This window comes from Streptomyces sp. JJ66 (genome assembly GCF_019303495.1).
Taxonomy (GTDB): domain Bacteria; phylum Actinomycetota; class Actinomycetes; order Streptomycetales; family Streptomycetaceae; genus Streptomyces.
The window spans coordinates 166,306-190,572 of sequence record NZ_JAEVFI010000002.1; the positions used below are offsets into that span (position 1 = coordinate 166,306).

A 24,267-nucleotide genomic window follows, 5' to 3' on the forward strand; every position below is an offset into this window, starting at 1 on the left:
ATACAGAAGTGTGCACTTGTGCACCATGCTTGCACCGCCTGGATGCCTGGACGAACCGGCGGAGCCGGTGTTAGCGGCGGCGGGGGACGGGGACGCGCAGGAGGTCGCGGGCGACGGTCAGGGTGCCGGTGAAGCCCGCCGCGCGCGCCTGGTCGGCGAAGACCTCGGCGTGGGGGTAGCGCTGCGAGAAGTGGGTGAGCACCAGGTGACGCACGCCCGACTCGGCGGCGATACGCCCGGCCTGACCTGCGGTCAGATGGCCGTGATCGCGCGCGAGCGCGGCGTCCTCGTCGGTGAACGTGGACTCGATGACCAGCAGGTCACAGCCCTCGGCCAGCGCCCACGCCGCGTCGCACAGCCGGGTGTCCATGACGAACGCGAACCGCTGCCCGGGACGCGGCTCGCTGACGTCGGCCAGTCGCACGCCGCGCAGTTCACCGGCACGCTGAAGCAGGCCGACGTCGGGTCCGGTGATGCCCGCCGCCGCCAGCTCGCGCGGCAGCATGCGGCGCCCGTCAGGTTCGGTGAGCCGGTAGCCGAAGGACTCCACCGGGTGGGAGAGCCGCCGCGCGCTGAGCGTGTACGCGGGTGTCGCCGCCAGCACACCGTCGGCGGCGACCGGCTCCGCGCGCAGACTCACCGTCTCGCGGTAGGCGGTCGCGTACCGCAGGCGGTCGAAGAAGCGCTGCCCGGACGCCGGGTAGTGGGCGGTCACCGGATGGGGCACGGCGTCGAGGTTGACGCGCTGGATGACGCCCGCGAGCCCGAGCGAGTGGTCGCCGTGGAAGTGGGTGACGCACAGCCGGTTCAGGTCGTGCGCCGCCACCCCGGCGCGCAGCATCTGGCGCTGCGTGCCCTCGCCGGGGTCGAACAGCAGCCCCTCGCCGTCCCACAGCAGCACGTAGCCGTTGTGGTTGCGGTGCCGGGTCGGGACCTGGCTGGCCGTGCCGAGGACGACCAGTTCGCGTTGCGACACGGGCGGCGGCTCAGCCGGGCGGCCACTGCAGGCCGCGTCCCGCCAGCACGTGCGCGTGGGCGTGGAAGACCGTCTGCCCGGCGGCGGTGCCGGTGTTGAACACCAGCCGGTACGCCTCGGCGCCTTCCGCGGCCGCGACCTCGCCCGCTTCCTTCAGCACGTCCGCGGCCAGCTGCGGCGCGGCGGCGGCGAGGGTGGCGGCGTCCGGGTAGTGCGCCTTGGGGATCACCAGGACGTGCGTGGGCGCCTGGGGGTTGATGTCCCGGAACGCGACGGTCGTCTCCGTCTGGCGCACCACCGTCGCCGGAACATCACCCGCGACGATCTTGCAGAACAGGCAGTCGGCCTGCGGTTCTCCAGCCATGGGCGGATGCTACCGCCCACGGCTGAACGCTCAGCCCCACCGCCCGGTGCGGCCCAGCAGCAGCGCGGCGGCGGCCGTCCCGGCGGTGGAGGTGCGCAGCACGCTGGGACCCAGCCGGTAGGGGCGCGCCCCCGCGTCGGCGAACGCGGCCAGCTCCTCGGGGCTCACTCCGCCCTCGGGGCCGACGACGAGCACGATGGGGCCGTCCCCGGGCAGGGCGGCGCGGGCCAGCGGCTCGGCGCCCGCCTCGTGCAGCACACCCGCGAACCGGGCGGCGGCCAGGCGCTCGGCCAGCTGCCGGGTGGTGACGGGCTCGGTGACCTCCGGGAAGCGCAGACGGCGTGCCTGCTTGCCCGCCTCACGGGCCGTCGCCCGCCACTTGGCCAGCGACTTCGCGCCGCGCTCGCCCTTCCACTGGGTGATGCAGCGGGACGCCGCCCACGGCACGATGACGTCCACGCCGGTCTCGGTCATCGTCTCCACCGCCAGCTCACCCCGGTCGCCCTTGGGCAGCGCCTGCACGACGGTCAGCGCGGGGTGCGGCTCCGGTTCGGTGCGCAGCTCGCGGACGTCCACCTCCAGGCGGTCCTTGCCGGTCGCGGAGGTCACCACGCCGTGGCCGCCCGACCCGGCGCCGTCGGTGAGCACGACTTCCTCGCCCGCGCGCAGGCGCCGCACGGACACCGCGTGCCGACCCTCCGGGCCGTCCAGCAGCACCGGGCCGACGGCCAGCTGTCCGGGGGCGACAACGAAGACGGGTGCGGTCATCGCGGGTTCCCTTCACCGTGGTGCGGGCGGACGCCCCGGGCCGCGTCGAGTTCGGCCGCCAGCACGGCCACCAGCTCGGCGGCGGGCAGCTCCCGGGCGAGCCGGTGGCCCTGCCCGGCCCACAGTGCCATGCCCTGCGCGTCCCCGGCGGCGGCCGCCGCCTTGCGCAGCGGCGCGGTGAGGTGGTGGACGTGCGGATAGGCGGCCGGGGCGAACCGGCCGTGGTCGCGCACGAAACGGTTGACCAGGGCGCGGGCGGGGCGGCCGGTGAAAGCGCGGGTCAGTTCGGTGCGGCCGAAGAGGGGGTCGGTCAGGGCCCGCTTGTGCAGCGGATGCGCGCCGGACTCGGGGCAGGCGAGGAACGCGGTGCCCAGCTGCGCGGCACTCGCCCCGGCGGCCAGGACGGCGGCGATCTGCCCGCCGCGCATCAGACCGCCCGCGGCGATCACCGGTAGCGGCAGCGCCTCGGTGACCCGGGCCAGCAGCGGCAGCAGGCCGTACCCGGCGCCGGCGGCGTCGGCGCGGCGGTCGTCGTCATGGGTGCCCAGGTGGCCGCCCGCCTCCACGCCCTGCACACACAGCGCCCCGGCCCCGGCCTGGTACGCGGCGTGGGCCTCGGCGAGCGAGGTGACCGTGACGACGGTGAGGGTGCCCGCGCGGGCGAAACGCTCCAGCACGCGCGGCGCGGGAGTGCCGAAGGTGAAGCTGACCACCGGCACCGGGTTGTCGGACAGGACGGCGAGCTTGCCCTCGTAGCCGTCGTCGGTGCCCTGGTCCGGCTCCCCCAGCCCGGTCTCGTACCAGGCGGCCTCGCCCGCGAGCTGCTCGCGGTAGACCGCCACCGCCGCCGTGGCGTCCTTGCCCGGCCCCTGGGACGGCTGCGGCAGGAACAGGTTGACGCCGAAGGGCCGCCTCGTGCGCCGCCGCAGCTCGCGGATCTCGGCGTACACGGCCTCCGGCGTCTTGTACCCGGCGGCGAGAAAACCCAGGCCCCCGGCCTCGCTGACGGCCGCCGCCAGCGCCGGACCCCCGCCGCCGCCCGCCATCGGCGCCTGCACGACGGGGTGCTCGCACAGGGCGGCCAGTGGCGGGGGCGCGGGCGCGGTCACCGGCCCGTCACCAGCCTCACCGGCCGCTCCAGGCGTCCTTCAGGCGGGAGAACAGGCCCTGCTGGCCCGGCTGGAACTGGCCCAGGGGGCGTTCCTCACCGCGCAGCTTGGCCAGTTTGCGCAGCAGCTCCTCCTGCTCGGGCTCCAGCTTCGCGGGCGTCGTCACCTCGACGTGCACGATGAGGTCGCCGCGTCCGTTGCCGCGCAGGTGGGTGACACCGCGTCCGTGCAGCGGGATGGACTGCCCGGACTGGGTGCCGGGGCGGATGTCCACGTCCTCCACGCCGTCCAGCGTCTCCAGCGGGCACTTGGTGCCCAGGGCCGCCGCCGTCATCGGGATGGTGACGGTGCAGTGCAGGTCGTCGCCACGGCGCTGGAAGACCGGGTGCTGTTTCTCGCGGATCTCCACGTACAGGTCACCGGCCGGGCCGCCGCCCGGGCCGACCTCGCCCTCCCCGGCCAGCTGGATGCGGGTGCCGTTGTCCACACCGGCGGGGATCTTCACCGTCAGGCCGCGCCGCGAGCGCACCCGGCCGTCGCCCGCGCACTCCGCGCACGGGGAGGGCACGACGGTGCCGAAGCCCTGGCACTGCGGGCACGGCCGCGAGGTCATGACCTGGCCGAGGAAGGAACGCGTCACCTGCGAGACCTCGCCACGGCCCCGGCACATGTCGCAGGTCTGCGCCGAGGTGCCGGGGGCGGCCCCCTCGCCGCTGCACGTGGCGCACACCGTCGCGGTGTCCACCTGGATCTCCTTGGTGGTGCCGAACGCGGCCTCCTCCAGGCTGATCTCCAGCCGGATCAGCGCGTCCTGGCCGCGCCGGGTGCGCGAGCGCGGGCCGCGCTGGCCTGCGGTGCCGAAGAACGCGTCCATGATGTCGGAGAAGTTGCCGAAGCCGCCCCCGGCGCCGAACCCGCCGGCTCCGCCGGCCGGGTCCCCGCCCAGGTCGTACATCTGCTTCTTCTGCGGGTCCGACAGGACCTCGTAGGCGGTGTTGATCTCCTTGAAGCGCTCCTGCGTCTTCGGATCGGGGTTCACATCCGGGTGCAGCTCGCGCGCCAGCCGGCGGAAGGCCTTCTTGATCTCGTCCTGCGAAGCGTCGCGCTGCACGCCCAGGACCGCGTAGTAGTCCGTCGCCACTTACGACTCCGCGAGAAACTGTCCGACGTAACGTGCCACTGCGCGTACCGCTCCCATCGTTCCGGGGTAGTCCATGCGGGTCGGTCCGACCACGCCGAGCTTGGCGACCGCCTGGTCGCCGGAACCGTAACCGACCGAGACGATGGACGTGGAATTGAGGCCCTCGTACGCGTTCTCGTGCCCGATGCGCACGGTGACGTCCCGGTCGGTGGTCGCCTCGCCGAGGAGTTTCAGCAGCACGACCTGCTCCTCCAGCGCTTCCAGCACCGGCCGGATCGTCAGCGGGAAGTCGTGCCCGAACCGGGTCAGGTTGGCCGTGCCGCCGACGACCAGACGCTCCTCGGTCTCCTCGACCAGCGTTTCCAGCAGCGTGGCGACGACCGCCTGGACCGGCGCGCGGTCCTCGGCGTCGAAGGACTCCGCGAGGTCCTGCACCAGATGCGGGACGGCGGTGAAGCGCTGCCCGGCGACACGGCTGTTCAGCCGCGCCCGCAGATCGGCCACCGCATGCTCGGTGACCGGACCCGGGCAGTCCACCATGCGCTGCTCGACCCGGCCGGTGTCGGTGATCAGCACCAGCATGACGCGGGCCGGGGCCAGCGCCAGCAGTTCCACGTGCCGCACGGTCGAGCGCGTCAGCGAGGGGTACTGCACCACCGCGACCTGCCGTGTCAGCTGCGCCAGCAGCCGCACGGTGCGGCCCACGACGTCGTCCAGGTCCACCGCGCCGTCCAGGAAGTGCTGCACCGCGCGGCGCTCGGGCACCGACATCGGCTTCACGCCCGCCAGCCGGTCCACGAACAGGCGGTAGCCCTTGTCCGTGGGGATACGGCCCGCACTGGTGTGCGGCTGCTGGATGAATCCCTCGTCCTCCAGCGCCGCCATGTCGTTGCGGACCGTGGCCGGTGACACGTTCAGGTTGTGCCGCTCGGTCAGCGCCTTGGAGCCCACGGGCTCCTCGGTGCCCACGTAGTCCTGGACGATCGCGCGCAGCACCTGGAGCCGGCGTTCGCTCAGCATGGTGCGCACCTCCCGTCCGGCTGGGCCGTCTCGCTTTCGGCGTCCTGGCACTCTGCGCGGGCGAGTGCCAGGGTTCCGGGCCAGTGTACGGCCGGTTCCCGCCACCCGGGCAAGCACGGCCGGATGCGACCGTACCGTGCGCTGGGCGCGCGGCCGCCCGGGGCGCTAGCGTCGCGGTATGACCGCGCGGTGGGAGGAACTGGCCGAGGGCGTCGTCCGGCGCCGCCTGCCCGGCTGGGACGAGACGGTGGGCGCCGTGTGCGGCCCCGACGGTGTCCTGGTCATCGACACCGGGGCGACGCTGCGCTGCGGCGCGGAGATCCGGCAGCAGCTGCGCGCGCTGTTCGGGCTGCCGGTGCGGTGGGTCGCGTTGACCCACCCCCACTTCGACCACGTACTGGGCACGGCCGCCTTCGCCGGGGTCGAGGTCTACGGCGCCGTCGGCACCGCCCGGCTGCTGCCCGCACTCGCCGACACGCTGCGCGCCGACGCCGTCCAGCACGGCGTCTCCCCCACGGAGGCCGCCACCGCCGCCGACGTGCTGGTGGCACCGCACCACGAGGTATCCGGCGAGCTGACGCTCTCCCTCGGCGGCGACCGGCGCGTCATGCTCGCCAACGTCGGCCCCGGCCACACCGGGCACGACCTCGCGGTACTGGTACCGGGTTCGCCGGAGATCGTCTTCTGCGGCGACCTGGTGGAGGAGTCGGGCGAGCCCCAGGCCGGGCGGGACGCCCACCCCGCCGCGTGGCCCGCCGCCCTGGACCGGCTGCTCGCACTCGGCGGCGACAGCGCGCGCTACGTCCCCGGCCACGGCGCGGTGGTGGACGCCACCTTCGTCCACACCCAGCGCGCGGCCCTGGCTCACCGCTTCGGCACACCGCCGTAACCGGCCCCACCCGGTGCGGCGTTGCCCGCTCCCCGGGTGCGGCCCCGCTCATCCCCCGGCGGTGGGTAGCGGAACCCGGCGGGCGCGGCCTGCGGACCGCAGGCCGCGCCCGGTACGCCCGAGGGCGGTGGGGCCGCACGCGGGTGCCGGGAAACGGGCGGGAGCGCACGGTTTCGGGGAGGGGCGGGGTGGGGAAACGCACAGCGGGCACAATGCACCGCATGCGCAACGGCCGTTACGACAACGTCGACTTCACCGCCCCCTGGAAGCGGCACACCCCCGCCCAGGAGGTGGAAGCCGAACCCGAGCTGGTCGTGGAGCACGCGGCCACCGGGTTCTGCGGTGCCGTGATCCGCACCGAGAAGACCGCGCAGGGCCTCACCGTCACCCTGGAGGACCGCTTCGGCAAGCACCGCGTCTTCCCGATCGAACCGCGCGCGTTCCTCCTCGACGGCGTGCCCGTCACCCTCGTCCGCCCCCGCCGGCCCCAGGCCGGGCGGCCAGCGCGGCGCACCGCCTCCGGGTCGATCGCCGTGCCGGGCGCCCCGGCACGCGTCGCCCGGGCGGGCCGGATCTACGTCGAGGGCCGCCACGACGCGGAGCTGGTGGAACGCGTGTGGGGCGACGACCTGCGCATCGAGGGCGTCGTGGTGGAGTACCTGGCCGGGGTGGACGACCTGCCCACGGTCGTGGAGCGCTTCGGTCCGACGCCCGACGCCCGCCTCGGCGTGCTCGTGGACCACCTGGTCCCCGGCTCGAAGGAGTGGCGCATCGCACAGGCGGTGACGGACGCGAACGTGCTCGTCGTCGGCCATCCGTTCATCGACGTGTGGGCGGCGGTCAAACCCGCGTCCGTCGGCATCGAACGCTGGCCGGACGTGCCGCGCGGCCAGGACTGGAAGACCGGCGTATGCCGCGCGCTGGGCTGGCCGGAGAACACCGGCGCGGCCTGGCGGCACATACTCGGCCACGTGCGTACCTACCGCGACCTGGAGCCGCAGCTGCTGGGGCCGGTGGAGCAGCTGATCGACCACGTCACCGTCGGCGGCCCCACCGGGTGAGGCGGCCCCCGGGGGTGCGGGGCGCCACGGGGGAGGGGGACTTCGGGGCGAGGGGGACTTCGGCCCCAGCCGGTAGCGCGTCAACCGGAGCACGCCGATCACGGACAATGGACGCATGCCCTCCGCACCCCCCGACGGCGAGCCCGTGCCCGCTGACGGCGCACTGCCCGCGTCCGCGCTGGCCGGGAGCGCCGCCCGGCCACTTGGCTTCTACCTGCACGTGCCCTACTGCGCCACCCGCTGCGGCTACTGCGACTTCAACACCTACACCGCGAGCGAGCTGCGCGGCTCCGGCGGCGTGCTGGCGTCGCGGGAGAACTACGCGGCCACCCTCGCCGACGAGGTCCGGCTCGCCCGCAAGGCGCTGGGCGAGGACCCGCGTGCGGTCAGCACGGTGTTCGTCGGCGGCGGCACGCCCACCCTGCTGCCAGCGGCCGACCTGGGCCGCATGCTGGACGCGGTGCGCACGGAGTTCGGGCTGGCCCCGGACGCGGAGATCACCACGGAGGCCAATCCGGAGTCCGTGGACCCGGCGTACCTCGCCGAACTGCGCGCGGCCGGTTTCACCCGCGTCTCCTTCGGCATGCAAAGCGCCCGCCCGCACGTGCTGCGCGTGCTGGACCGCACGCACACCCCGGGCCGCCCGGAGCAGTGCGTGGCCGACGCCCGCGCGGCCGGGTTCGCGCACGTCAACCTGGACCTGATCTACGGCACGCCGGGGGAGAGCGACGAGGACTGGGCGGCGACCCTGGACGCGGCGCTCGGCGCGGAGCCGGACCACGTCTCGGCGTACGCGCTGATCGTGGAGGACGGCACGCAGCTCGCGCGGCGGGTGCGGCGCGGCGAGCTGCCGATGCCGGACGACGACGCGCTGGCCGACCGCTACCTGATCGCCGAGGAGCGGCTGGGTGGCGCCGGATTCGCCTGGTACGAGGTGTCGAACTGGTCGCGCACCCGCGCCGGGCGGTGCCGCCACAACGAGCTGTACTGGACCGGCGCCGACTGGTGGGGCGCGGGCCCGGGCGCGCACAGCCACGTCGGCGGGGTGCGGTGGTGGAACGTCAAGCACCCCGGCGCCTACGCGCAGGCGCTCGCCGAGGGCCGCTCCCCCGGTGCGGGCCGCGAGCTGCTGGCCGCCGAGGACCGCCGCGTCGAGCGCGTTCTGTTGGAGCTGCGCCTGGTGGACGGGGTGCCGCTGGACCTGCTGACGCCGGTGGGCGCGGCAGCGGCCCGGCGTGCGGTCGCGGACGGGCTGCTGCGCCCGGAGGCGTATGCGACCGGGCGGGCCGCGCTGACCCTGCGCGGGCGTCTGCTGGCCGACGCCGTCGTCCGGGACCTGGTGGACTGAGCCCGCCCACGCGTCCCGCCACAGGCCGCCCGGGTACGGCGAAGCCCCGCGCCCCTGGGAAAGGGGCCGCGGGGCCTGCACCGTGTCGTGCGGTGTCGCGCCGCACCCGCGTGGCGAACGCAGGCCGCGTGCGGCGCTTGAGAGGTTTCCGTGGGACGCGCGGTGGCGGGGCGGCTGGTGAGAGGGCAGCCGCGCGGTTCCGGCACCGGGTCACCACGGGGTGGGGCACACGCCCCGGGGGGTCACTTCTGCAGTGCGGAGACCTGCTGGGACAGCGCCGACTTCTTGTTGGCGGCGTTGTTCTTGTGCAGCACGCCCTTGCTGACGGCCTTGTCCAGCTTGCGGTTGGCGGCGGCGACAGCCTCGGCGGCCTTGCCGGCCTCACCGGCGGCGACGGCCTCGCGCACGCGGCGCACGGCGGTCTTCAGCTCGGACTTGACCGCCTTGTTGCGCTGGCGGGACTTCTCGTTGGTCTTGATCCGCTTGATCTGCGACTTGATGTTCGCCACGAAGGAGCCTTCTCGGGTTTCGACAGATGATGGTGCGTGCACCCGCCCGTCTTACCGGCGCCGGCCACTGCTCAGCCGGGGCTGTCCAGCGGGTACGCGACGGCACGAGGCACAGTCGCCCACCTTAGCAGCCGGGGCGGTGGCCGCCCTAATCCCTCCCCGGGCCGCCGGACATGGGACGATGGGGTGGACGTACCGTTCCGCAGCCACATTCTGACAGGACCCCGCGTGCCCGCCACCCCCTCGAACGTGCCCGAGCCGCGCCGCACCGCCCCGGCGCTGATCCGCAACTTCTGCATCATCGCGCACATCGACCACGGCAAGTCCACGCTCGCCGACCGGATGCTCCAGCTCACCGGCATCGTCGATGCGCGCCAGATGCGTGCGCAGTACCTCGACCGCATGGACATCGAGCGCGAGCGCGGCATCACGATCAAGTCGCAGGCGGTGCGCATGCCCTGGTCGCCCTCCACGGGGGACGACGCGGGCAGCGCGCACATCCTGAACATGATCGACACCCCCGGCCACGTGGACTTCACCTACGAGGTCTCCCGCTCGCTGGCGGCCTGCGAGGGCTGCGTCCTGCTGGTGGACGCCGCCCAGGGCATCGAGGCGCAGACGCTCGCCAACCTCTACTTGGCGATGGAGCACGACCTCACGATCATCCCGGTGCTCAACAAGATCGACCTGCCGGCAGCACAGCCGGACAAGTTCGCCGCCGAGCTGGCGCACCTGATCGGCTGCGACCCGGGCGACGTGCTGCGGGTGTCGGCGAAGACCGGCGAGGGCGTGACGGAGCTGCTGGACGAGGTGGTGCGCCTGGTCCCGGCCCCGGTCGGAAACGCGGACGCCCCGGCCCGCGCGATGATCTTCGACTCGGTGTACGACGCCTACCGGGGCGTCGTCACCTACGTGAAGGTCGTGGACGGCGAACTGGGCAGGCGTGAGCGCATCCGCATGATGTCCACCAACGCCCAGCACGAGCTGCTGGAGATCGGCACGAACTCCCCGGAGATGACAGCCGCCGACGGCCTGGGCGTGGGCGAGGTCGGCTACCTCATCACCGGCGTGAAGGACGTGCGCCAGTCCAAGGTGGGTGACACGATCACCCAGCTGCACAAGGGCGCCACCGAACCGCTGCCGGGCTACAAGGACCCCAAGCCCATGGTGTTCTCCGGCCTGTACCCGCTGGACGGTTCGGACTACCCGGAGCTGCGCGACGCGCTGGACAAGCTTCAGCTCAACGACGCCGCGCTCGTCTACGAGCCGGAGACCTCGGCCGCGCTCGGCTTCGGCTTCCGCGTCGGCTTCCTGGGCCTGCTGCACCTGGAGGTGATCCGCGAGCGGCTGGAGCGCGAGTTCGGGCTCGCCCTGATCGCCACCGCGCCGAACGTGGTGTACCGCGTGGTGATGGAGGACGCCACCGAGCACACCGTCACCAACCCGAGCGAGTTCCCCACCGGCAAGATCGCCGAGGTGCACGAGCCGGTGGTGCGGGCGACGCTGCTGGCGCCGAGCGAGTTCATCGGCGCGATCATGGAGCTGTGCCAGAGCCGACGCGGCAACCTGCTGGGCATGGACTACCTGTCCGAGGACCGCGTCGAGCTGCGCTACACCCTCCCGCTCGCCGAGATCGTCTTCGACTTCTTCGACGCGCTGAAGTCCAAGACGCGCGGCTACGCCTCCCTGGACTACGAGCCCACCGGCGAGCAGAGCGCGGACCTGGTGAAGGTGGACATCCTGCTGCACGGCGACAAGGTGGACGCGTTCTCGGCCATCGTGCACAAGGAGAAGGCGTACGCGTACGGCGTCCGCATGGCCGGGAAGCTGCGCGAGCTGATCCCACGGCAGCAGTTCGAGGTGCCGATCCAGGCCGCCGTGGGCTCACGCGTCATCGCCCGCGAGACGGTGCGCGCCATCCGCAAGGACGTGCTGGCCAAGTGCTACGGCGGCGACATCTCCCGCAAACGCAAGCTGCTGGAGAAGCAGAAGGAGGGCAAGAAGCGGATGAAGGTGGTCGGCCGCGTGGAGGTGCCGCAGGAGGCGTTCATCGCCGCCCTCTCCAGCGACGAACCGGCCCCGAAGAAGTAGCCCGCGCCGCGCGGTGATGTGGCCGGGGTGGGGCCTGGCCCCGGCCCGGGGTAACGAAAACGTTGCCAGCGTCGCGGCCCCTTACATACTGGAGCTGGGGCCTTTAGTCTGAGCGCGCTTGAGTTACTCGTGAGTCACCCCACAGCAACACGCGGGCCACGGAGGAAGTCGTGAGCGACACGCAGTCCCAGATCGAGAACCGGCCGCCCTCCGTGGCGACGCTCTTCCTGGAGCGCATCGAATCAACCCCGGACGGTGAAGCCTACCGCTACCCCGTCCCCTCGGCTGCGGGAACCGGGCCCGAAGAGTGGCGCTCCTACTCCTGGGCCCAGGCCGCCGAGCGGGTCTTCGCCATCGCGGCCGGGTTGCTGGACCTGGGGGTGGAGGCCGAGCAGCGGGTGGCCATCGCGTCCAACACCCGGGTTGACTGGATTCTGTGCGACCTGGGCATCCTGTGCGCGGGTGCCGCCACCACCACGGTGTACCCGAGCACCAACGTGGAGGAGACGGCGTACATCCTCGCCGACTCCGACAGCCGCGTCCTGATCGCCGAGGACGCCACCCAGCTGGCCAAGGCGCGCGAGTGCCGGGCGGAGCTGCCGGAGCTGAGGCACGTGATCGTCATCGACCCGGCGGGCGAAACGCTCACCGACGCCTCCGACCCGCAGGGCTGGGTGCTGACGCTGGACGAGCTGATCCAGCGCGGCAAGGCGTACCTGGAGCAGCATCCCGAGGCGGTCAAGGAGCGCGTGGCCGCGCTGCGTCCCGACCAGCTCGCCACTCTCATCTACACCTCCGGCACCACCGGCAAGCCCAAGGGCGTGCGGCTGGCGCACGACAACTGGTCGTACATGGCCAAGTCGATCGCCGAGCAGGGCCTGGTGGAGAAGGAAGACGTGCAGTACTTGTGGCTGCCGCTGGCGCACGTCTTCGGCAAGGTGCTCACCGCCGGACAGATCGAGGTAGGCCACGTCACCGCCGTTGACGGACGCGTGGACAAGATCATCGAGAACCTGCCGGTGGTGCAGCCGACCTACATGGCCGCCGTGCCGCGCATCTTCGAGAAGGTCTACAACGGTGTCGCGGCCAAGGCCCGGGCGGGCGGCGGCGCCAAGTACAAGATCTTCCAGTGGGCCTCCGAGGTCGCCCGCGAGTACGGCCGGGTGACCCAGGACAACTACCGGCGCACCGGCACCGCGTCCGCACCGACGGGCCTGAAGCTCAAGCACGCCGTCGCCGACAAACTCGTCTACAGCAAGCTGCGCGAGGCGTTCGGCGGGCGGCTGCGGGCCTGCGTCTCCGGTTCCGCCGCGCTCGCCCCCGACATCGGCTACTTCTTCTCCGGCGCCGGCATTCACATCCTGGAGGGCTACGGGCTCACCGAGTCCAGCGCCGCCAGCTTCTGCAACCCCGGCGAGGGCTACCGCACCGGCACCGTCGGCAAGCCGCTGCCCGGCTGCGAGGTGCGCATCGCCGAGGACGGCGAGATCCTGCTGCGCGGCCCGGGCATCATGCAGGGCTACCACGGGCTGCCGGAGAAGACGGCCGAGGTCCTGGAATCGGACGGCTGGTTCCACACCGGCGACATCGGCGAACTGTCCGACGACGGCTACCTGCGTATCACCGACCGCAAGAAGGACATGTTCAAGACCTCCGGCGGCAAGTACGTCGCCCCGGCGGAGGTCGAGGGCCGGTTCAAGGCCGTCTGCCCGTATGTCTCCTCCATCCTGGTGCACGGCGCGGACCGCAACTACTGCACCGCGCTCATCGCACTCGACGAGGCCGCGATCATGGGCTGGGCGGGTGACCACGGGCTCGGCGGCAAGAGCTACGCCGACGTCGTCACCTCCCCCGAGGTGCGGGAGCTGATCGGCGGCTACGTCGAGAAGCTCAACGCCGGGCTGCAGCGCTGGCAGACGATCAAGCAGTTCCGCATCCTGCCGCGCGACCTGGACATCGAGCACGGCGAGCTGACCCCGAGCCTGAAGCTCAAGCGCCCGGTGGTGGAGCGGGAGTTCGGCCACCTGCTGGAGGAGATGTACGCGGGCACGCGCGAACAGTGACCGCCTGACGCGGGCGGAGGCGGGGCCGCCCGGCCCGCGTCTCCGGTTGCCCCCGAGAGCCCGGAACCGATGTTTCCGGGCTCTCGGGTGTGCTGCGGCCGGTGACTCGCAGCCGGGCCTCACACCAGCCAGGCGCCGTCCCGCATCAGCAGCCGCCCCTTCAGCTCGTTCTCCTCGCGCCAGGCGCGCACCGTGCGCGGGCGGCAGCGGAAGAACAGCCAGCGCTCTTCCCCGCGCGGGTCCCAGCCGCCGGTGCGCGCCGCGAACGCCGCGCCCTCCTCATCCCCCAGGTCGCCGCTCTCGACGGCTTCCGCCACCGCCTCGATCAGGACGACGTCGCGCGTGTGCCCGAGGCCCAGCGTGACCAGGCCGTCTCCGTGCAGCAAGTTGAGCGCCGTGGGATTGGTGCGCCGGGTGCACAGCAGCAGGGCGCCGCCGACGTAGGCGAACGAGAGCGGGACCATGCAGGGCACGCCGTCCGCCGACGCGGTGGCCACCCACAGATCGATGTCGTGCTCCAGCCGCTCCAGCACGTCCCGCTTGCGCTGCTCCTGACCGCGTACCGGTGGGGGTGTGATCGCCATGCCCGGAGGCTAACCACCGCTCCCGCACGGGACATCGGGCGCGGGACGTAGGCCCGGGGGCTGAGGCGGGTGCGGTTTCGGGGTCAGTCGCGTTCGAGCCAGCCGTCGCGGGCGGTGGCGAGGGCGTCGAGGCGGGTGGGGTCGTAGCGGGCGTCCGGGTCCTCCACGACGACGAGCCACTGGGCGTCTTCGGCGTCGTCCTCACCAGCGAGGGCGTCGCGGACCACCTGGGGTTCGCGGGGCAGGGCGAGGCGGTCGGTTAGTTCCTCGGCCAGTTCCTCGGCGCTGTCCCGGTCGGGCAGCACCAGCACGTGGTGTCCGTCGTTCACGGGGCCATTGTGCCCGGTGGGCCGGGGTGGGCGTGGGCGCGGCCCCGGCCGGAGCCGCGCCTACCGCGAGCGGGCGGCGCGGGCGATCGTCACCACTGCCTTTTCCAGCGCGTAGCCCGGATCGTAGGCGGCGCCCTTGACGGCGGCGTCCGCCTCGGCGACCGCGCGCAGGGCCGCGGCCACACCGTCCGGGCTCCAGCCGCGCAGCTGCTGGCGCACGCGGTCCACCTTCCACGGCGGCATGCCCAGTTCCCGGGCCAGGTCCGCGGGACGCATGCCGCCCGGGGCGGAGGCGAGCTTGCCGATCGCGCGAACGCCCTGAGCGAGCGCGCTGGTGACGAGCACCGGGGCGACGCCCGTGGCCAGCGCCCAGCGCAGCGTCTCCAGCGCCTCCGCGGCCCGCCCTTCCACTGCCCGGTCAGCCACGGTGAAGCTGGACGCCTCCGCGCGGCCGGTGTAATAGCGGCCCACCACGGCCTCGTCGATCGTGCCGTCCACGTCGGCGGTGAGCTGGGCGCAGGCGGAGGCCAGCTCGCGCAGGTCGCTTCCGATGGCGTCCACGAGCGCCTGGCTGGCTTCGGGCGTCGCCGACCGGCCGTGCGCGCGGAACTCGGCACGGACGAACGCCAGCCGGTCAGCGGGCTTGGTCAGCTTGGCGCAGGCCACCTCGCGGGCGCCGAGCTTGCGCGCCGCGTCGAGCAGGCCCTTGCCCTTGGCGCCGCCAGCGTGTGCCAGCACCAGGATGATCTCTTCGGCCGGTGCGGCGAGGTAGGACTTGACGTCCTTGACCGTGTCCGCCGACAGGTCCTGCGCCTGCCGGACGACGACCACCTTGCGCTCGGCGAAGAGCGAGGGGCTGGTCAGCTCCGCGAGGGTGCCGGGCTGGAGCTGGGCGGGGAGGAGATCGCGCACGTCGGTGTCCGGGTCGGCCGCCCGGGCGGCGTCGGTCACCTCGCGGACGGCCCGGTCAACCAGCAGCTCCTCCTGTCCGACCAGCAGGCTGCACGGCGCCAGCGGGTCCTGCGCTGCGGACTTCTTCGCTTTCGGTGGCACGCCGCCCAGCATCCCACGCCGGGCTGACACCGGACCCGGTGCCCGCGCCCGGCGCTCACGAGCCGGACGCCGTCACGGCACCGGCGGCGTCAACGGCGAGGGCGCCGTGGGTGTCGGTGCGGAAGACCCGGGCGCCCCCGGCCCGCAGCGCGGCCAGCGTGGACGGGGCGGGGTGGCCGTAGTCGTTCCCCTCCCCGCAGCTGATGAGGGCGACGCGCGGACTCAGCCGGTCCAGCAGCGGCGGGTGCTGGTGGGCGGAGCCGTGGTGCGCGACCTTGAGGACGTCCACCTGTGGCAGCGCCGGGTGCCGGGCCAGCAGGCGGCGCTGGGCGGCTGGTTCCAGATCGCCGGGAAGGAATACCGTCAGCCCGCCGGTGCGCAGCAGCAGCGTGACGCTGGCGTCGTTGGTGCCCAGGCCGGGCGCCCCGACCGGCGGCCACAGCACCTCCCAGCTCACCTGGCGGCCCCCCGCAGGGCCGAGGGCACGCCGCTCCCCCGGGTGTGCGGCCAGCAGCGGCACGCCCGCCCGCGCGGTGACGCGGCGGACGAAGGCTGCCTGCCCGCTGTCGTCGGAGCCGGTGGTGACCTGCACCGCGCCCACGGCCCGGCCCCGCAGCACACCGGGCAGCCCACGCACGTGGTCGGCGTGGTGGTGGGTGAGCAGGACGAGCGCGACCCGGTCGATACCCAGGCGGCGCAAACAGGCGTCCATCAGCGCCGGGTCCGGGCCGGTGTCCACGACGACCGCCGTACCCGGGTCTGCTGCGAGCACCAGACCGTCACCCTGGCCCACGTCGCAGACAGCCAGCCGCCAGTTGGGCGGCGGCCAGCCGGTGAGCACCCGGGTGAGGGGCGCCGGACGCAGCAGCGCGAGGAGCAGGAGCAGGGCACCGGCGGCCGCCAGCCACGGCCGGGCCAGCGCCTGCCGTACGAGCGCCAGCACGGCCGACGTCGCCACGGCCAGCAGCGCGGCACCGGACCACCCGTCCGGCCAGCCCAGCTCGGCCCCGGGCAGCGCCGCACCGGTACGGGCGACCAGTGCGATCCAGCGGGCTGGCCAGCTGGCCAGCCACAGCAGGGCCTCGGCCACCGGTATCGCCGCCGGTGTCACCGCCAGTGCGGCCCAGCCCAGTACCGTCACCGGCGCGAGCGCCAGCTCGGCCGCCAGGTTGCACGGGATGCCGACCAGGCTGACCCGCGCCGCGAACACCGCCACCACGGGTGCGCACACCACCTGGGTGGCCGCCGCGACGGCCAGCGCCTCCGCCACCCGGCCCGGCACCCCGCGCTGACGCAGGGCACGGCTCCAGGGCGGCGCGATGGTCAGCAGCGACCCCGTGGCCAGGACCGACAGCAGGAACCCGAAGGAGCGCGCCAGTTCCGGGTCGTGCAGCACGAGCAGCAGCACGGCGGCGGCCAGCGCGGGCAGCAGCGAGCGGCGCCGTCCGGTGGCGATGGCCAGCAGCGTGAGGGCGCCGCAGACCGCCGCCCGCAGCACGCTCGGCCCGGGTCGGCACACGGTGACGAAGGCGAGGATCAGCCCGCTGCCGAGCACGGCGGTGACACGCAGCGGCAGTCCCAGCCGCCCGGCGAGACCACCGCGTTCGGCGTGCCCGGCGCGGCCAGGCGCGCCGATGAGCACGGCCAGCACGACCGCGAGCTGGCTGCCGCTGACGACGATCATGTGCGTCATGTCGGCGGCCTCCACCGCCCGCTCCAGCCCGGCCGGGATGCGGGAGCCGTCACCGATGATCAGCGCGGGCAGCAGGGCACGGGCGTCAGGGTGCAGCCCGTCCGTCGCCGCCCGAAGGTCCGCCCGCACCGCCCCGGCCCACCGGTGCACGGCGTTCGGCCCGTCGATCACCTGTGGCGGCGCGTCCCCGGCCGGACGCAGCACGGCGGTGAGCGTGCCGCCCTGGCCCGGCCGTGGCGGTGCGGCGCGAGCGGACAGCCGCAGCCGGGCGGAGGGCAGCAAGGCCAGCCACCGGCGCGGCTCATCAGCGGCGATGACGACCATCACCGGGTTGTCCACGGCCGTGACCCGCCCGTCGGAGCCGGTGACCCGGGTGGCGTCGGCGCGCAGCACCACCGGACGCGGACCGCCGTCGGGGCGGGGCCGGGCCAGGATCGGATCAGCGGTGAGGGTGACCTCAACGGTGACGTGCCCGTACCGGTCAGCGGCCTCCGCCAGCGGCCCGGCCCCCACGGCGAGGGTGTGCAGCGACGCGACCGCGCCACCGGACGCCGCACACAGCAGGCTCAGCGCGACCGCGACGAGCACCCCACGCCGGGCCGGCCCAGGGCGGGCGCGCACCGCGAAGGCTCCCACGAGCAGGGCGGCCAGGCAGCAGACCACCACCCCGGAAAGGGCCGCGGACGACGGCGCGCCCAACGCCAGCGCCGCCGCCGCCCAGGCCGCCGCAGCAGGCGGCACCAGCCGCAGGTCCGGCGGACCGTCCTGGCGTGGGTGGGCGGACCCGAGGCGATGCCCGGACGCCGCGTGCACCGGGGCCCGGACACGCACCGGCTCCGAAGCGGCACCGGCCGTGGCCTCGCCCGCGTGCGCCTGGTCCGGCGCGGGGTGGCCCCTCATGGCGTGACACGGGGTTCCAGGTCGGCGAACCGGCTGTCGCCGATCCCCCGCACGTCGCGAAGCTGGTCCACGGAGCGGAAGCCGCCCTGCTCGGTGCGGTGCTCGACGATCGCCTGGGCCAGCACGGGGCCGATCCCGGGAAGGGTCTCCAGCTGCTCGACCGTCGCACTGTTCAGGCTCACCCGCCCAGCCCCCGCCCTGCCGCCACCTGACACTCCGGCCCCAGGGCCAGGGCCAGGGCCAGGGCCAGGGCCAGGGGCGGGAGCCCCGGGTGGTGGAGTGACGCCCACAAGGAGATGTTCACCATCCGCCAGCACGCGGGCACGGTTCAGCGCGACGGTGTCGGTGCCCGGCTCGACGCCTCCGGCGGCCTTGAGCGCGTCGGCCACCCGGGACCCGGCCGCGAGCCGGTGCACACCCGGCTCTCGTACCTTCCCGGCGACGTCCACCAGCACATGGCTCGCACGCGGTTCCGGGGACCCGCGCTGCTCCGGCACGGGCGGCGCGGCCGTCGTCGTCTGCCGGGCGGCAACCGCTGAGGGCGCGGCCACGGGTTCGGGTTGCCCGTCCCACACCTCGTAGGCGGCGAAGCCGGCGGCCACAAGGAGCAGGCCGAGCAGTGCCGCCAGGCTTCTGGGCTCCACGGCGCATCGGGTCTGCACCCACAGGCGGCCCCGCTCCCGCCACCCGAGCCGCTTCGGCCCGTGCTCGGCTGGCGGTGCCCCGGGCGGCTGCGGTGCGGCAGCGGGTAACGGCGTGCCGGTGGCCCGGGCGGAGGCGGGCCCACTGGTGCCGCCCGGCGCGCCCGCCCCCGGGGCTGGGCGGCGGGCCTGTGCCTGCGGTTCCTTCGGCTGACGCCGCGCGGCACGGCTGCGGCGCACGGCCGCGCGGGCTGCGGCGATCGCCGCCTCCCGCGCCAACGGGACCGCATCAGCGGTGGACTCGGGCAAACCGGCTGGCCCGCAGAGGACGGGTGGGCTGGGCGAGTCACGTTGCTCGGGCAGGCCGGAGGCCACGGGCGGGCCGTCTGACTCGGGCGAGCCAGGTGGCCCGGACAGCCCAGGTGGCCCGGACAGGCCAGGTGGCGCGGACAGGCCAGGTGGCGCGGACAGGCCAGGTGACTTGGGCGAATCAAGTGGTGCGGGCAGGCCGGAGGGCTCGGACGGGCCAGGTAGGCCGGACCGGCCGAGGGGCTCGGGTAGGCCCGGCGGTTCGGGCCAGGGCAGGGTCAGTTGTCCTGGCTGGGTGACGGGCGGCCGGTCGGCGAGCAGGGCGGCGGCGCGAGCGCGGGAGGCCGCGGAGCGGGCGGCCCCACGGCGGGTACGGGGGCGGGCCGCGCCGGTACGGCGTCCGGGGCCGGTCGTCTCGGTGCGGGTACGAGGAGTCATGCGCCAGACGGTAGGGACCTTCGCGGCGGCTCGGGAAAACCCGTTGATTCCGGTGGACAACCCGCCAGTTGTGGATAACTCCGTCACTCATACGGGGAAATGACGGCCTCGCCGCACCCTGCTCCCGCCCCTGCCTTGCCGCGCCCCGCCTCCCCGCCGCGCCTTGCCTCGCCGCACCCTGCCTCAGCGCGCGCTGACCACCGTGGCCAGCAGCCCCGGCCCGGTGTGCGCGCCGATGACCGCGCCCACCTCGCTGACGTGCAGCTCACCCAGGCCCGGCAGCCGCTCCCGCAGCCTCTCAGCAAGCTGTTCGGCGCGCTCGGGGGCGGCGAGGTGGTGCACGGCGACGTCCACCGGAGCGCTGCCCGCCCGCGTCACCGCCAGCTCTTCCAGCCGGGCGATGGCCCGGCCAGCGGTGCGCACCTTCTCCAGCGGCCCGATCCGCCCGTCCGCCAGCTCCAGCAGCGGCTTCACGGCGAGCGCCGAGCCCAGCAGTGCCTGAGCCGCGCCGATCCGGCCGCCCCGGCGCAGGTAGTCCAGCGTGTCCACGTAGAAGAACGCCGAGGTCCCCTCGGCCCGCTTGCCCGCCGCCGCCACCGCGTCGTCCAGTGAGCTGCCCGCCTCCACCGCGGCGGCCGCGGCCAGCGCGCAGAAACCGAGCGCCATGCCGACCATCGCGGAGTCCACGACCCGCACCGGTACCGGCGCCTCGGCGGCGGCCAGCAGGGCGGCATCGTAGGTGCCGGAGAACTCGGCGGACAGGTGCAGCGAGACGATGGCGTCCGCCCCCTTCGCCACGGCCTCGCGGTAAGCGGTGGCGAAGGTCTGCGGGCTGGGGCGGGAGGTGGTCACCGGCCGGTGCTTGCGCAGCGCCTCGGTCAGCGCGCGGGCGGAGATCTCCGTGCCCTCCTCCAGCGGCGCGCCATCGACCACGACCGTCAGCGGCACCGAGGTGATGCGGTGCCGACGCAGCGCCTCCGGCGGGAGGTACGCCGTGGAGTCGGTGATGATCGCGACGTGTCGTGCCATGGCCCGGAGACTACTGGGTCCGCCTCACCCGGCCGAAGGCGCACGTCACGCGGCACGCACGCGGGACGCGGCCGCAGGAGGGCACGGGCGCGGCGGAACGACGCGCGGAGGCGCAGACTCACCGCCCCAGACTCACCGCCCAGACGCGCCGCCCAAAGGCGCAGGCTCCAGCGCGCGGACACGGCGGGCACAGCGCGCGGGAGGTCAGATCGCGTTGCGCGGCGGGGTGTCCTTGCGCAAGTGCGGCCGCTCCACCCGGCCCGGACCCCCAAAGCCGGGGTGCGGGTCCTGGGGCGGCGCGGACTGCTGGGGCGGGGGCGCGTCCTGCGGCGGGTCCCAGTGGCGCAGTGCCCCGGACTCGATCGCGATCTGCTCGCGCAGGCCGTCCAGTTCGTCGGCGTGGTGGCGGCGGGCGCGGTCCTGCGCGGCGAAGCGCAGCGAGTCGGCGGACTGGCGGATCCCGGCGGCGCGCTCCCGCAGCTCGGGCAGGCGGACGGCGATGCGGGCGCGGTCCGGTTCACGGTCCATCAGCGCGCCCATCTCGCGGTCGAGTACGCGGGCGTGCTCGTGCAGGCGGTCGAGCAGGCCGAGGGCCTCGGTGAGCGCGTCGTCCCCGTCGCGGGCGGCGGCCAGCTCGCGGCGGGTGCTGTCCACGGAGTTCCGCAGCTCCAGCCGGGTGCGGGCCAGTTCACCCACGGGGCCGAACTGGGCGGAGCGGGCGCGCAGGGCGGTGGTGTCGATGGTGCGGCGGACCTCGGTGCTCGCGCGTTCCATGCCGCGTCCCACGGCCCGGACGGCCTTGATCGTCGCGATCACGCCGAGCGTCACGAAGAGCAGGAGGAACAGCACCCCCAGCGCCGCCGCGAACTCCATGGGAACGCCTCCGTCCGTCGCCTGCCGAACTGTCGCCTGCCGACCCGCTCCTTCCAGCGTACGGGCTGCGGGAGGGTGCGGGGGCGCGCCGGACCCCGACCGCCCCCGCAGCCCGCCCCGTAGGGGGCGCCGCCGGGCCGCGCCCGGTTACGCCGGGACGATGTTGACCAGCTTCGGGGCGCGGACGATCACCTTGCGCACGTCCGCACCGCCCAGCGCGGCGGTGACGGCCGGGTCAGCCAGCGCCAGCGCCTCCAGCTCGCTCTCCGGCACCGTGGGCGCGACCTCCAGCCGGGCCTTCACCTTGCCCTTGACCTGCACCACGCACGTCACCGTCTCGTCCACCACGTACGCGGGGTCGGCGACGGGGAACGCGTGGTGCACCACGGTGTCCTCGTGGCCCAGTCGGCGCCACAGCTCCTCGGCGATGTGCGGGGCCAGCGGGGCGATCAGCAGCACCAGTTGCTCGGCGACGCTCCGCGGCACCCGGCGCACCTTGGTGACGTGGTTGTTCAGCTCGGTGATCTTGGCGATGGCGGTGTTGAAGCGCAGGTTCGCCATGTCCTGGGTGACGCCGTCGATGGCCTTGTGCAGGGCGCGCAGGGTGCCCTCGTCCGCCTCCTCGTTGACGACGATGACCTCGCCGCTCGCCTCGTCCACCACGTTGCGCCACAGCCGCTGCAGCAGCCGGTACTGGCCGACGACGGCCCGGGTGTCCCAGGGGCGGGAGACGTCCAGCGGGCCCATGGCCATCTCGTACAGCCGCAGCGTGTCGGCGCCGTACTCGGCGCAAATCTCGTCCGGGGTGACGGCGTTCTTCAGCGACTTGCCCATCTTGCCCAGCTCGCGGCTGACGGGCTGGCCCGCGTGGAAGTAGCCGCCGTCGCGCTCCTCGACCTCGGTGGCGGGCACCGGGAAGCCGCGCTCGTCGCGGTAGACGTGGGCCTGGATCATGCCCTGGTTGAACAGCTTGTGGAACGGCTCGGCCGACGAGACGTGGCCCAGGTCGTACAGCACCTTCGACCAGAAGCGCGCGTACAGCAGGTGCAGCACCGCGTGCTCGGCGCCGCCGACGTACAGGTCCACGCCGCCGTGTGGGGCGCCCTCGCGCGGGCCCATCCAGTAGCGCTCGATCTGTGGGTCCACCAGGCGGCGGTCGTTGTGCGGGTCCAGGTAGCGGAACTCGTACCAGCACGAACCGGCCCAGTTGGGCATGGTGTTGGTCTCGCGCCGGTACCGCTTGGGTCCGTCCCCCAGATCCAGGGTGACGTTGACCCACTCCTCGTTGCGGGACAGCGGCGTCTCCGGCGAGGTGTCGGCGTCGTTTGGGTCGAAGGTGCGCGGGCTGTAGTCCTCGACCTCCGGCAGCTCCAGCGGCAGCATCGACTCCGGCAGGGCGTGCGCGATGCCGTCCTCGTCGTAGACGATCGGGAACGGCTCACCCCAGTAGCGCTGGCGGCTGAACAGCCAGTCGCGCAGCCGGTAGTTGACGGTGCCCTCGCCGATGCCGCGCGCGGCCAGCCACTCGGTGATCCGCGTCTTGGCCTCGGTGACGTCCAGCCCGTCCAGCGTCACGCCCTGCCCGGTGGAGTTGACCAGCCTGGCCTCGTAGGAGCTGAAGGGCTCCGTCCAGGTGCTGGTGTCCGTGCCGCGCCCGTCCGTGGGCTGGACGACGCAGCGGATCGGCAGCTCGAAGGCACGCGCGAAGGCGAAGTCGCGGCTGTCGTGGGCGGGGACGGCCATGATGGCGCCGGTGCCGTAGCCCATCAGCACGTAGTCGGCGATGAAGACGGGTACCCGCTCGCCGCTGGCCGGGTTGGTGGCGTAGGCGCCGGTGAACACACCGGTCTTGTCCTTGGCTTCGGCCTGCCGCTCGACGTCCGACTTCGACGCGGCCTGCGCGCGGTAGGCGGCCACGGCCTCGGCGGGCGTGGCGTGGCCGCCGGTCCACACCGGGTGCGTTCCCTCGGGCCAGGCGGTGGGCACCAGATTGGGGACCAGCGGGTGTTCGGGTGCCAGCACCATGTAGGTGGCCCCGAACAGGGTGTCCTGGCGGGTGGTGAACACGGTGATCTTCTCGCCCGGGTCCCCGGCCGGGAAGTCCACCCGGGCGCCTTCGCTGCGGCCGATCCAGTTGCGCTGCTGGAGCTTGATGGCCTCGGGCCAGTCCAGCCCGTCCAGGTCGTCGATCAGGCGCTGGGCGTAGGCGGTGATGCGCATGTTCCACTGGCGCAGGTTCGCCTTGAACACGGGGAAGTTGCCGCGCTCGGAGCGGCCGTCGGCGGTGACTTCCTCGTTGGCCAGCACCGTGCCCAGGCCCGGGCACCAGTTGACGGGCGCGTCGGAGGCGTAGGCCAGGCGGTACTCGCCCAGCAGGTCGGCGCGCTCGGCGGCGTCCAGTTCGGCCCAGGGGGCGCGACCCTCGGGCGTGGGGCGCTCACCACTGGCGAACTGCTTGACCAGGTCGTCGATGGGCCGGGCCCGCTGGGCTTCCTCGTCGTACCAGGAGTGGAAGATCTGCAGGAAGATCCACTGCGTCCACTGGTAGTAGTCCGGGTCGATCGTCGCGAACGAGCGGCGCTGGTCGTGGCCCAGGCCCAGGCGGCGCAGCTGGGCCTTCATGTTGGCCATGTTGGCCTCGGTGGACGTCCGCGGGTGCGTGCCGGTCTGGACGGCGTACTGCTCGGCGGGCAGGCCGAAGGCGTCGAAGCCCAGGGTGTGCAGGACGTTGTGCCCGGTCATCCGCTGGAAGCGGGCGAAGACGTCGGTGGCGATGTACCCCAGCGGGTGACCGACGTGCAGGCCCGCACCGGACGGGTAGGGGAACATGTCCATGATGAACTGCGGGGGGCGGGCCACCAGCTCCGGGTCACCGGCCAGGTCACCGGTGGGGTTGGGAGCCTGGTACGTGCCGTGCTGCTCCCAGAAGTCCTGCCAGCGCGCCTCGATATCGGCGGCCAGGGCCGCGGTGTAGCGATGCGGGGCCGCGCTCTCGTGGGCGGTCGGGGTGGTCTGGCTCATGTCCTGTGGGCTCCATCGTCTCGTCTCTGCCTGCGAAATGAAAAATCCCCTCGCTCAG

At 73.8% G+C, this 24,267-nt stretch carries 20 protein-coding genes; 5 read left to right on the forward strand and 15 right to left on the reverse strand.

What is annotated here, in order from left to right:
• Nucleotides 1–70: 70 nt before the first annotated feature.
• The 6 genes from JJV70_RS02760 to hrcA are packed head-to-tail and all read right to left on the reverse strand — an operon-like array spanning nt 71 to nt 5,378.
• Entirely contained in the window at nt 71–976 is a 906-nt protein-coding gene (locus JJV70_RS02760; RefSeq protein WP_219045962.1) for a ribonuclease Z, read from the reverse strand.
• A 10-nt stretch (nt 977–986) separates the two neighbouring features.
• Nucleotides 987–1,340, reverse strand: a complete 354-nt coding sequence (locus JJV70_RS02765) for an HIT domain-containing protein (protein WP_219045964.1) — start codon at nt 1,338–1,340, stop codon at nt 987–989.
• A gap of 30 nt (nt 1,341–1,370) precedes the next feature.
• Entirely contained in the window at nt 1,371–2,108 is a 738-nt protein-coding gene (locus JJV70_RS02770; RefSeq protein WP_219045966.1) for a 16S rRNA (uracil(1498)-N(3))-methyltransferase, read from the reverse strand.
• Nucleotides 2,105–3,217, reverse strand: a complete 1,113-nt coding sequence (locus tag JJV70_RS02775; protein ID WP_308294649.1) for a nitronate monooxygenase — start codon at nt 3,215–3,217, stop codon at nt 2,105–2,107. The genes JJV70_RS02770 and JJV70_RS02775 overlap by 4 nt, the downstream gene beginning before the upstream one ends.
• A gap of 16 nt (nt 3,218–3,233) precedes the next feature.
• A complete protein-coding gene (gene dnaJ / locus JJV70_RS02780; protein WP_219045968.1) occupies nt 3,234–4,358 on the reverse strand; it encodes a molecular chaperone DnaJ in 1,125 nt (374 codons plus the stop codon).
• Nucleotides 4,359–5,378, reverse strand: coding sequence for a heat-inducible transcriptional repressor HrcA (hrcA, locus tag JJV70_RS02785; RefSeq protein WP_219045970.1), 1,020 nt, complete (start codon nt 5,376–5,378; stop codon nt 4,359–4,361).
• 178 nt (nt 5,379–5,556) lie between these two features.
• Between hrcA and JJV70_RS02790 the strand changes: the two genes are divergently transcribed.
• From JJV70_RS02790 to hemW, 3 genes are all read left to right on the forward strand, one after another.
• Nucleotides 5,557–6,267 (forward strand): MBL fold metallo-hydrolase, encoded by a 711-nt coding sequence (locus JJV70_RS02790; RefSeq protein WP_219045972.1) that lies wholly within the window; start codon nt 5,557–5,559, stop codon nt 6,265–6,267.
• Between the two features lie 221 nt (nt 6,268–6,488).
• The gene (locus JJV70_RS02795; protein WP_219045974.1) at nt 6,489–7,328 is read left to right on the forward strand and encodes a DUF3097 domain-containing protein; all 840 of its coding nucleotides are present in this window, start codon (nt 6,489–6,491) and stop codon (nt 7,326–7,328) included.
• Nucleotides 7,329–7,443: 115 nt separating this feature from the next.
• Nucleotides 7,444–8,676 (forward strand): radical SAM family heme chaperone HemW, encoded by a 1,233-nt coding sequence (gene hemW / locus JJV70_RS02800; RefSeq protein WP_219045976.1) that lies wholly within the window; start codon nt 7,444–7,446, stop codon nt 8,674–8,676.
• Between the two features lie 242 nt (nt 8,677–8,918).
• On the opposite strand, the gene rpsT is transcribed toward hemW, so the two are convergent.
• A complete protein-coding gene (rpsT, locus tag JJV70_RS02805) occupies nt 8,919–9,185 on the reverse strand; it encodes a 30S ribosomal protein S20 (RefSeq protein WP_219045977.1) in 267 nt (88 codons plus the stop codon).
• Between the two features lie 228 nt (nt 9,186–9,413).
• Here rpsT and lepA point away from each other — a divergent pair, with 228 nt between their 5' ends.
• Together lepA and JJV70_RS02815 are read left to right on the forward strand one after the other, a co-directional pair.
• Nucleotides 9,414–11,276, forward strand: a complete 1,863-nt coding sequence (gene lepA, locus JJV70_RS02810) for a translation elongation factor 4 (protein WP_219045978.1) — start codon at nt 9,414–9,416, stop codon at nt 11,274–11,276.
• A gap of 170 nt (nt 11,277–11,446) precedes the next feature.
• Complete coding sequence (locus tag JJV70_RS02815; RefSeq protein ID WP_219045980.1) at nt 11,447–13,339, forward strand: long-chain fatty acid--CoA ligase; 1,893 nt, start codon at nt 11,447–11,449, stop codon at nt 13,337–13,339.
• Between the two features lie 119 nt (nt 13,340–13,458).
• On the opposite strand, the gene JJV70_RS02820 is transcribed toward JJV70_RS02815, so the two are convergent.
• From JJV70_RS02820 to leuS, 8 genes are all read right to left on the reverse strand, one after another.
• Nucleotides 13,459–13,923: a pyridoxamine 5'-phosphate oxidase gene (locus JJV70_RS02820; protein ID WP_219045981.1), complete on the reverse strand. Its 465-nt coding sequence runs from the start codon at nt 13,921–13,923 to the stop codon at nt 13,459–13,461.
• An 83-nt stretch (nt 13,924–14,006) separates the two neighbouring features.
• Nucleotides 14,007–14,252 (reverse strand): hypothetical protein, encoded by a 246-nt coding sequence (locus JJV70_RS02825; protein WP_219045983.1) that lies wholly within the window; start codon nt 14,250–14,252, stop codon nt 14,007–14,009.
• A gap of 60 nt (nt 14,253–14,312) precedes the next feature.
• Nucleotides 14,313–15,305 carry a DNA polymerase III subunit delta gene (gene holA / locus JJV70_RS02830; protein WP_308294650.1) on the reverse strand — a complete coding sequence of 331 codons (993 nt, stop codon included), beginning with the start codon at nt 15,303–15,305 and terminating at the stop codon, nt 14,313–14,315.
• A gap of 55 nt (nt 15,306–15,360) precedes the next feature.
• Nucleotides 15,361–17,898 (reverse strand): ComEC/Rec2 family competence protein, encoded by a 2,538-nt coding sequence (locus JJV70_RS02835; protein WP_219045985.1) that lies wholly within the window; start codon nt 17,896–17,898, stop codon nt 15,361–15,363.
• Nucleotides 17,895–19,286: a ComEA family DNA-binding protein gene (locus JJV70_RS22415; protein ID WP_306823389.1), complete on the reverse strand. Its 1,392-nt coding sequence runs from the start codon at nt 19,284–19,286 to the stop codon at nt 17,895–17,897. The genes JJV70_RS02835 and JJV70_RS22415 overlap by 4 nt, the downstream gene beginning before the upstream one ends.
• Nucleotides 19,287–19,469: 183 nt before the next feature.
• A complete protein-coding gene (locus JJV70_RS02845) occupies nt 19,470–20,315 on the reverse strand; it encodes a DegV family protein (RefSeq protein ID WP_219045987.1) in 846 nt (281 codons plus the stop codon).
• Between the two features lie 204 nt (nt 20,316–20,519).
• A complete protein-coding gene (locus tag JJV70_RS02850) occupies nt 20,520–21,188 on the reverse strand; it encodes a hypothetical protein (protein ID WP_219045990.1) in 669 nt (222 codons plus the stop codon).
• 147 nt (nt 21,189–21,335) lie between these two features.
• The gene (gene leuS / locus JJV70_RS02855; protein ID WP_219045992.1) at nt 21,336–24,209 is read right to left on the reverse strand and encodes a leucine--tRNA ligase; all 2,874 of its coding nucleotides are present in this window, start codon (nt 24,207–24,209) and stop codon (nt 21,336–21,338) included.
• Nucleotides 24,210–24,267 lie beyond the last annotated feature (58 nt).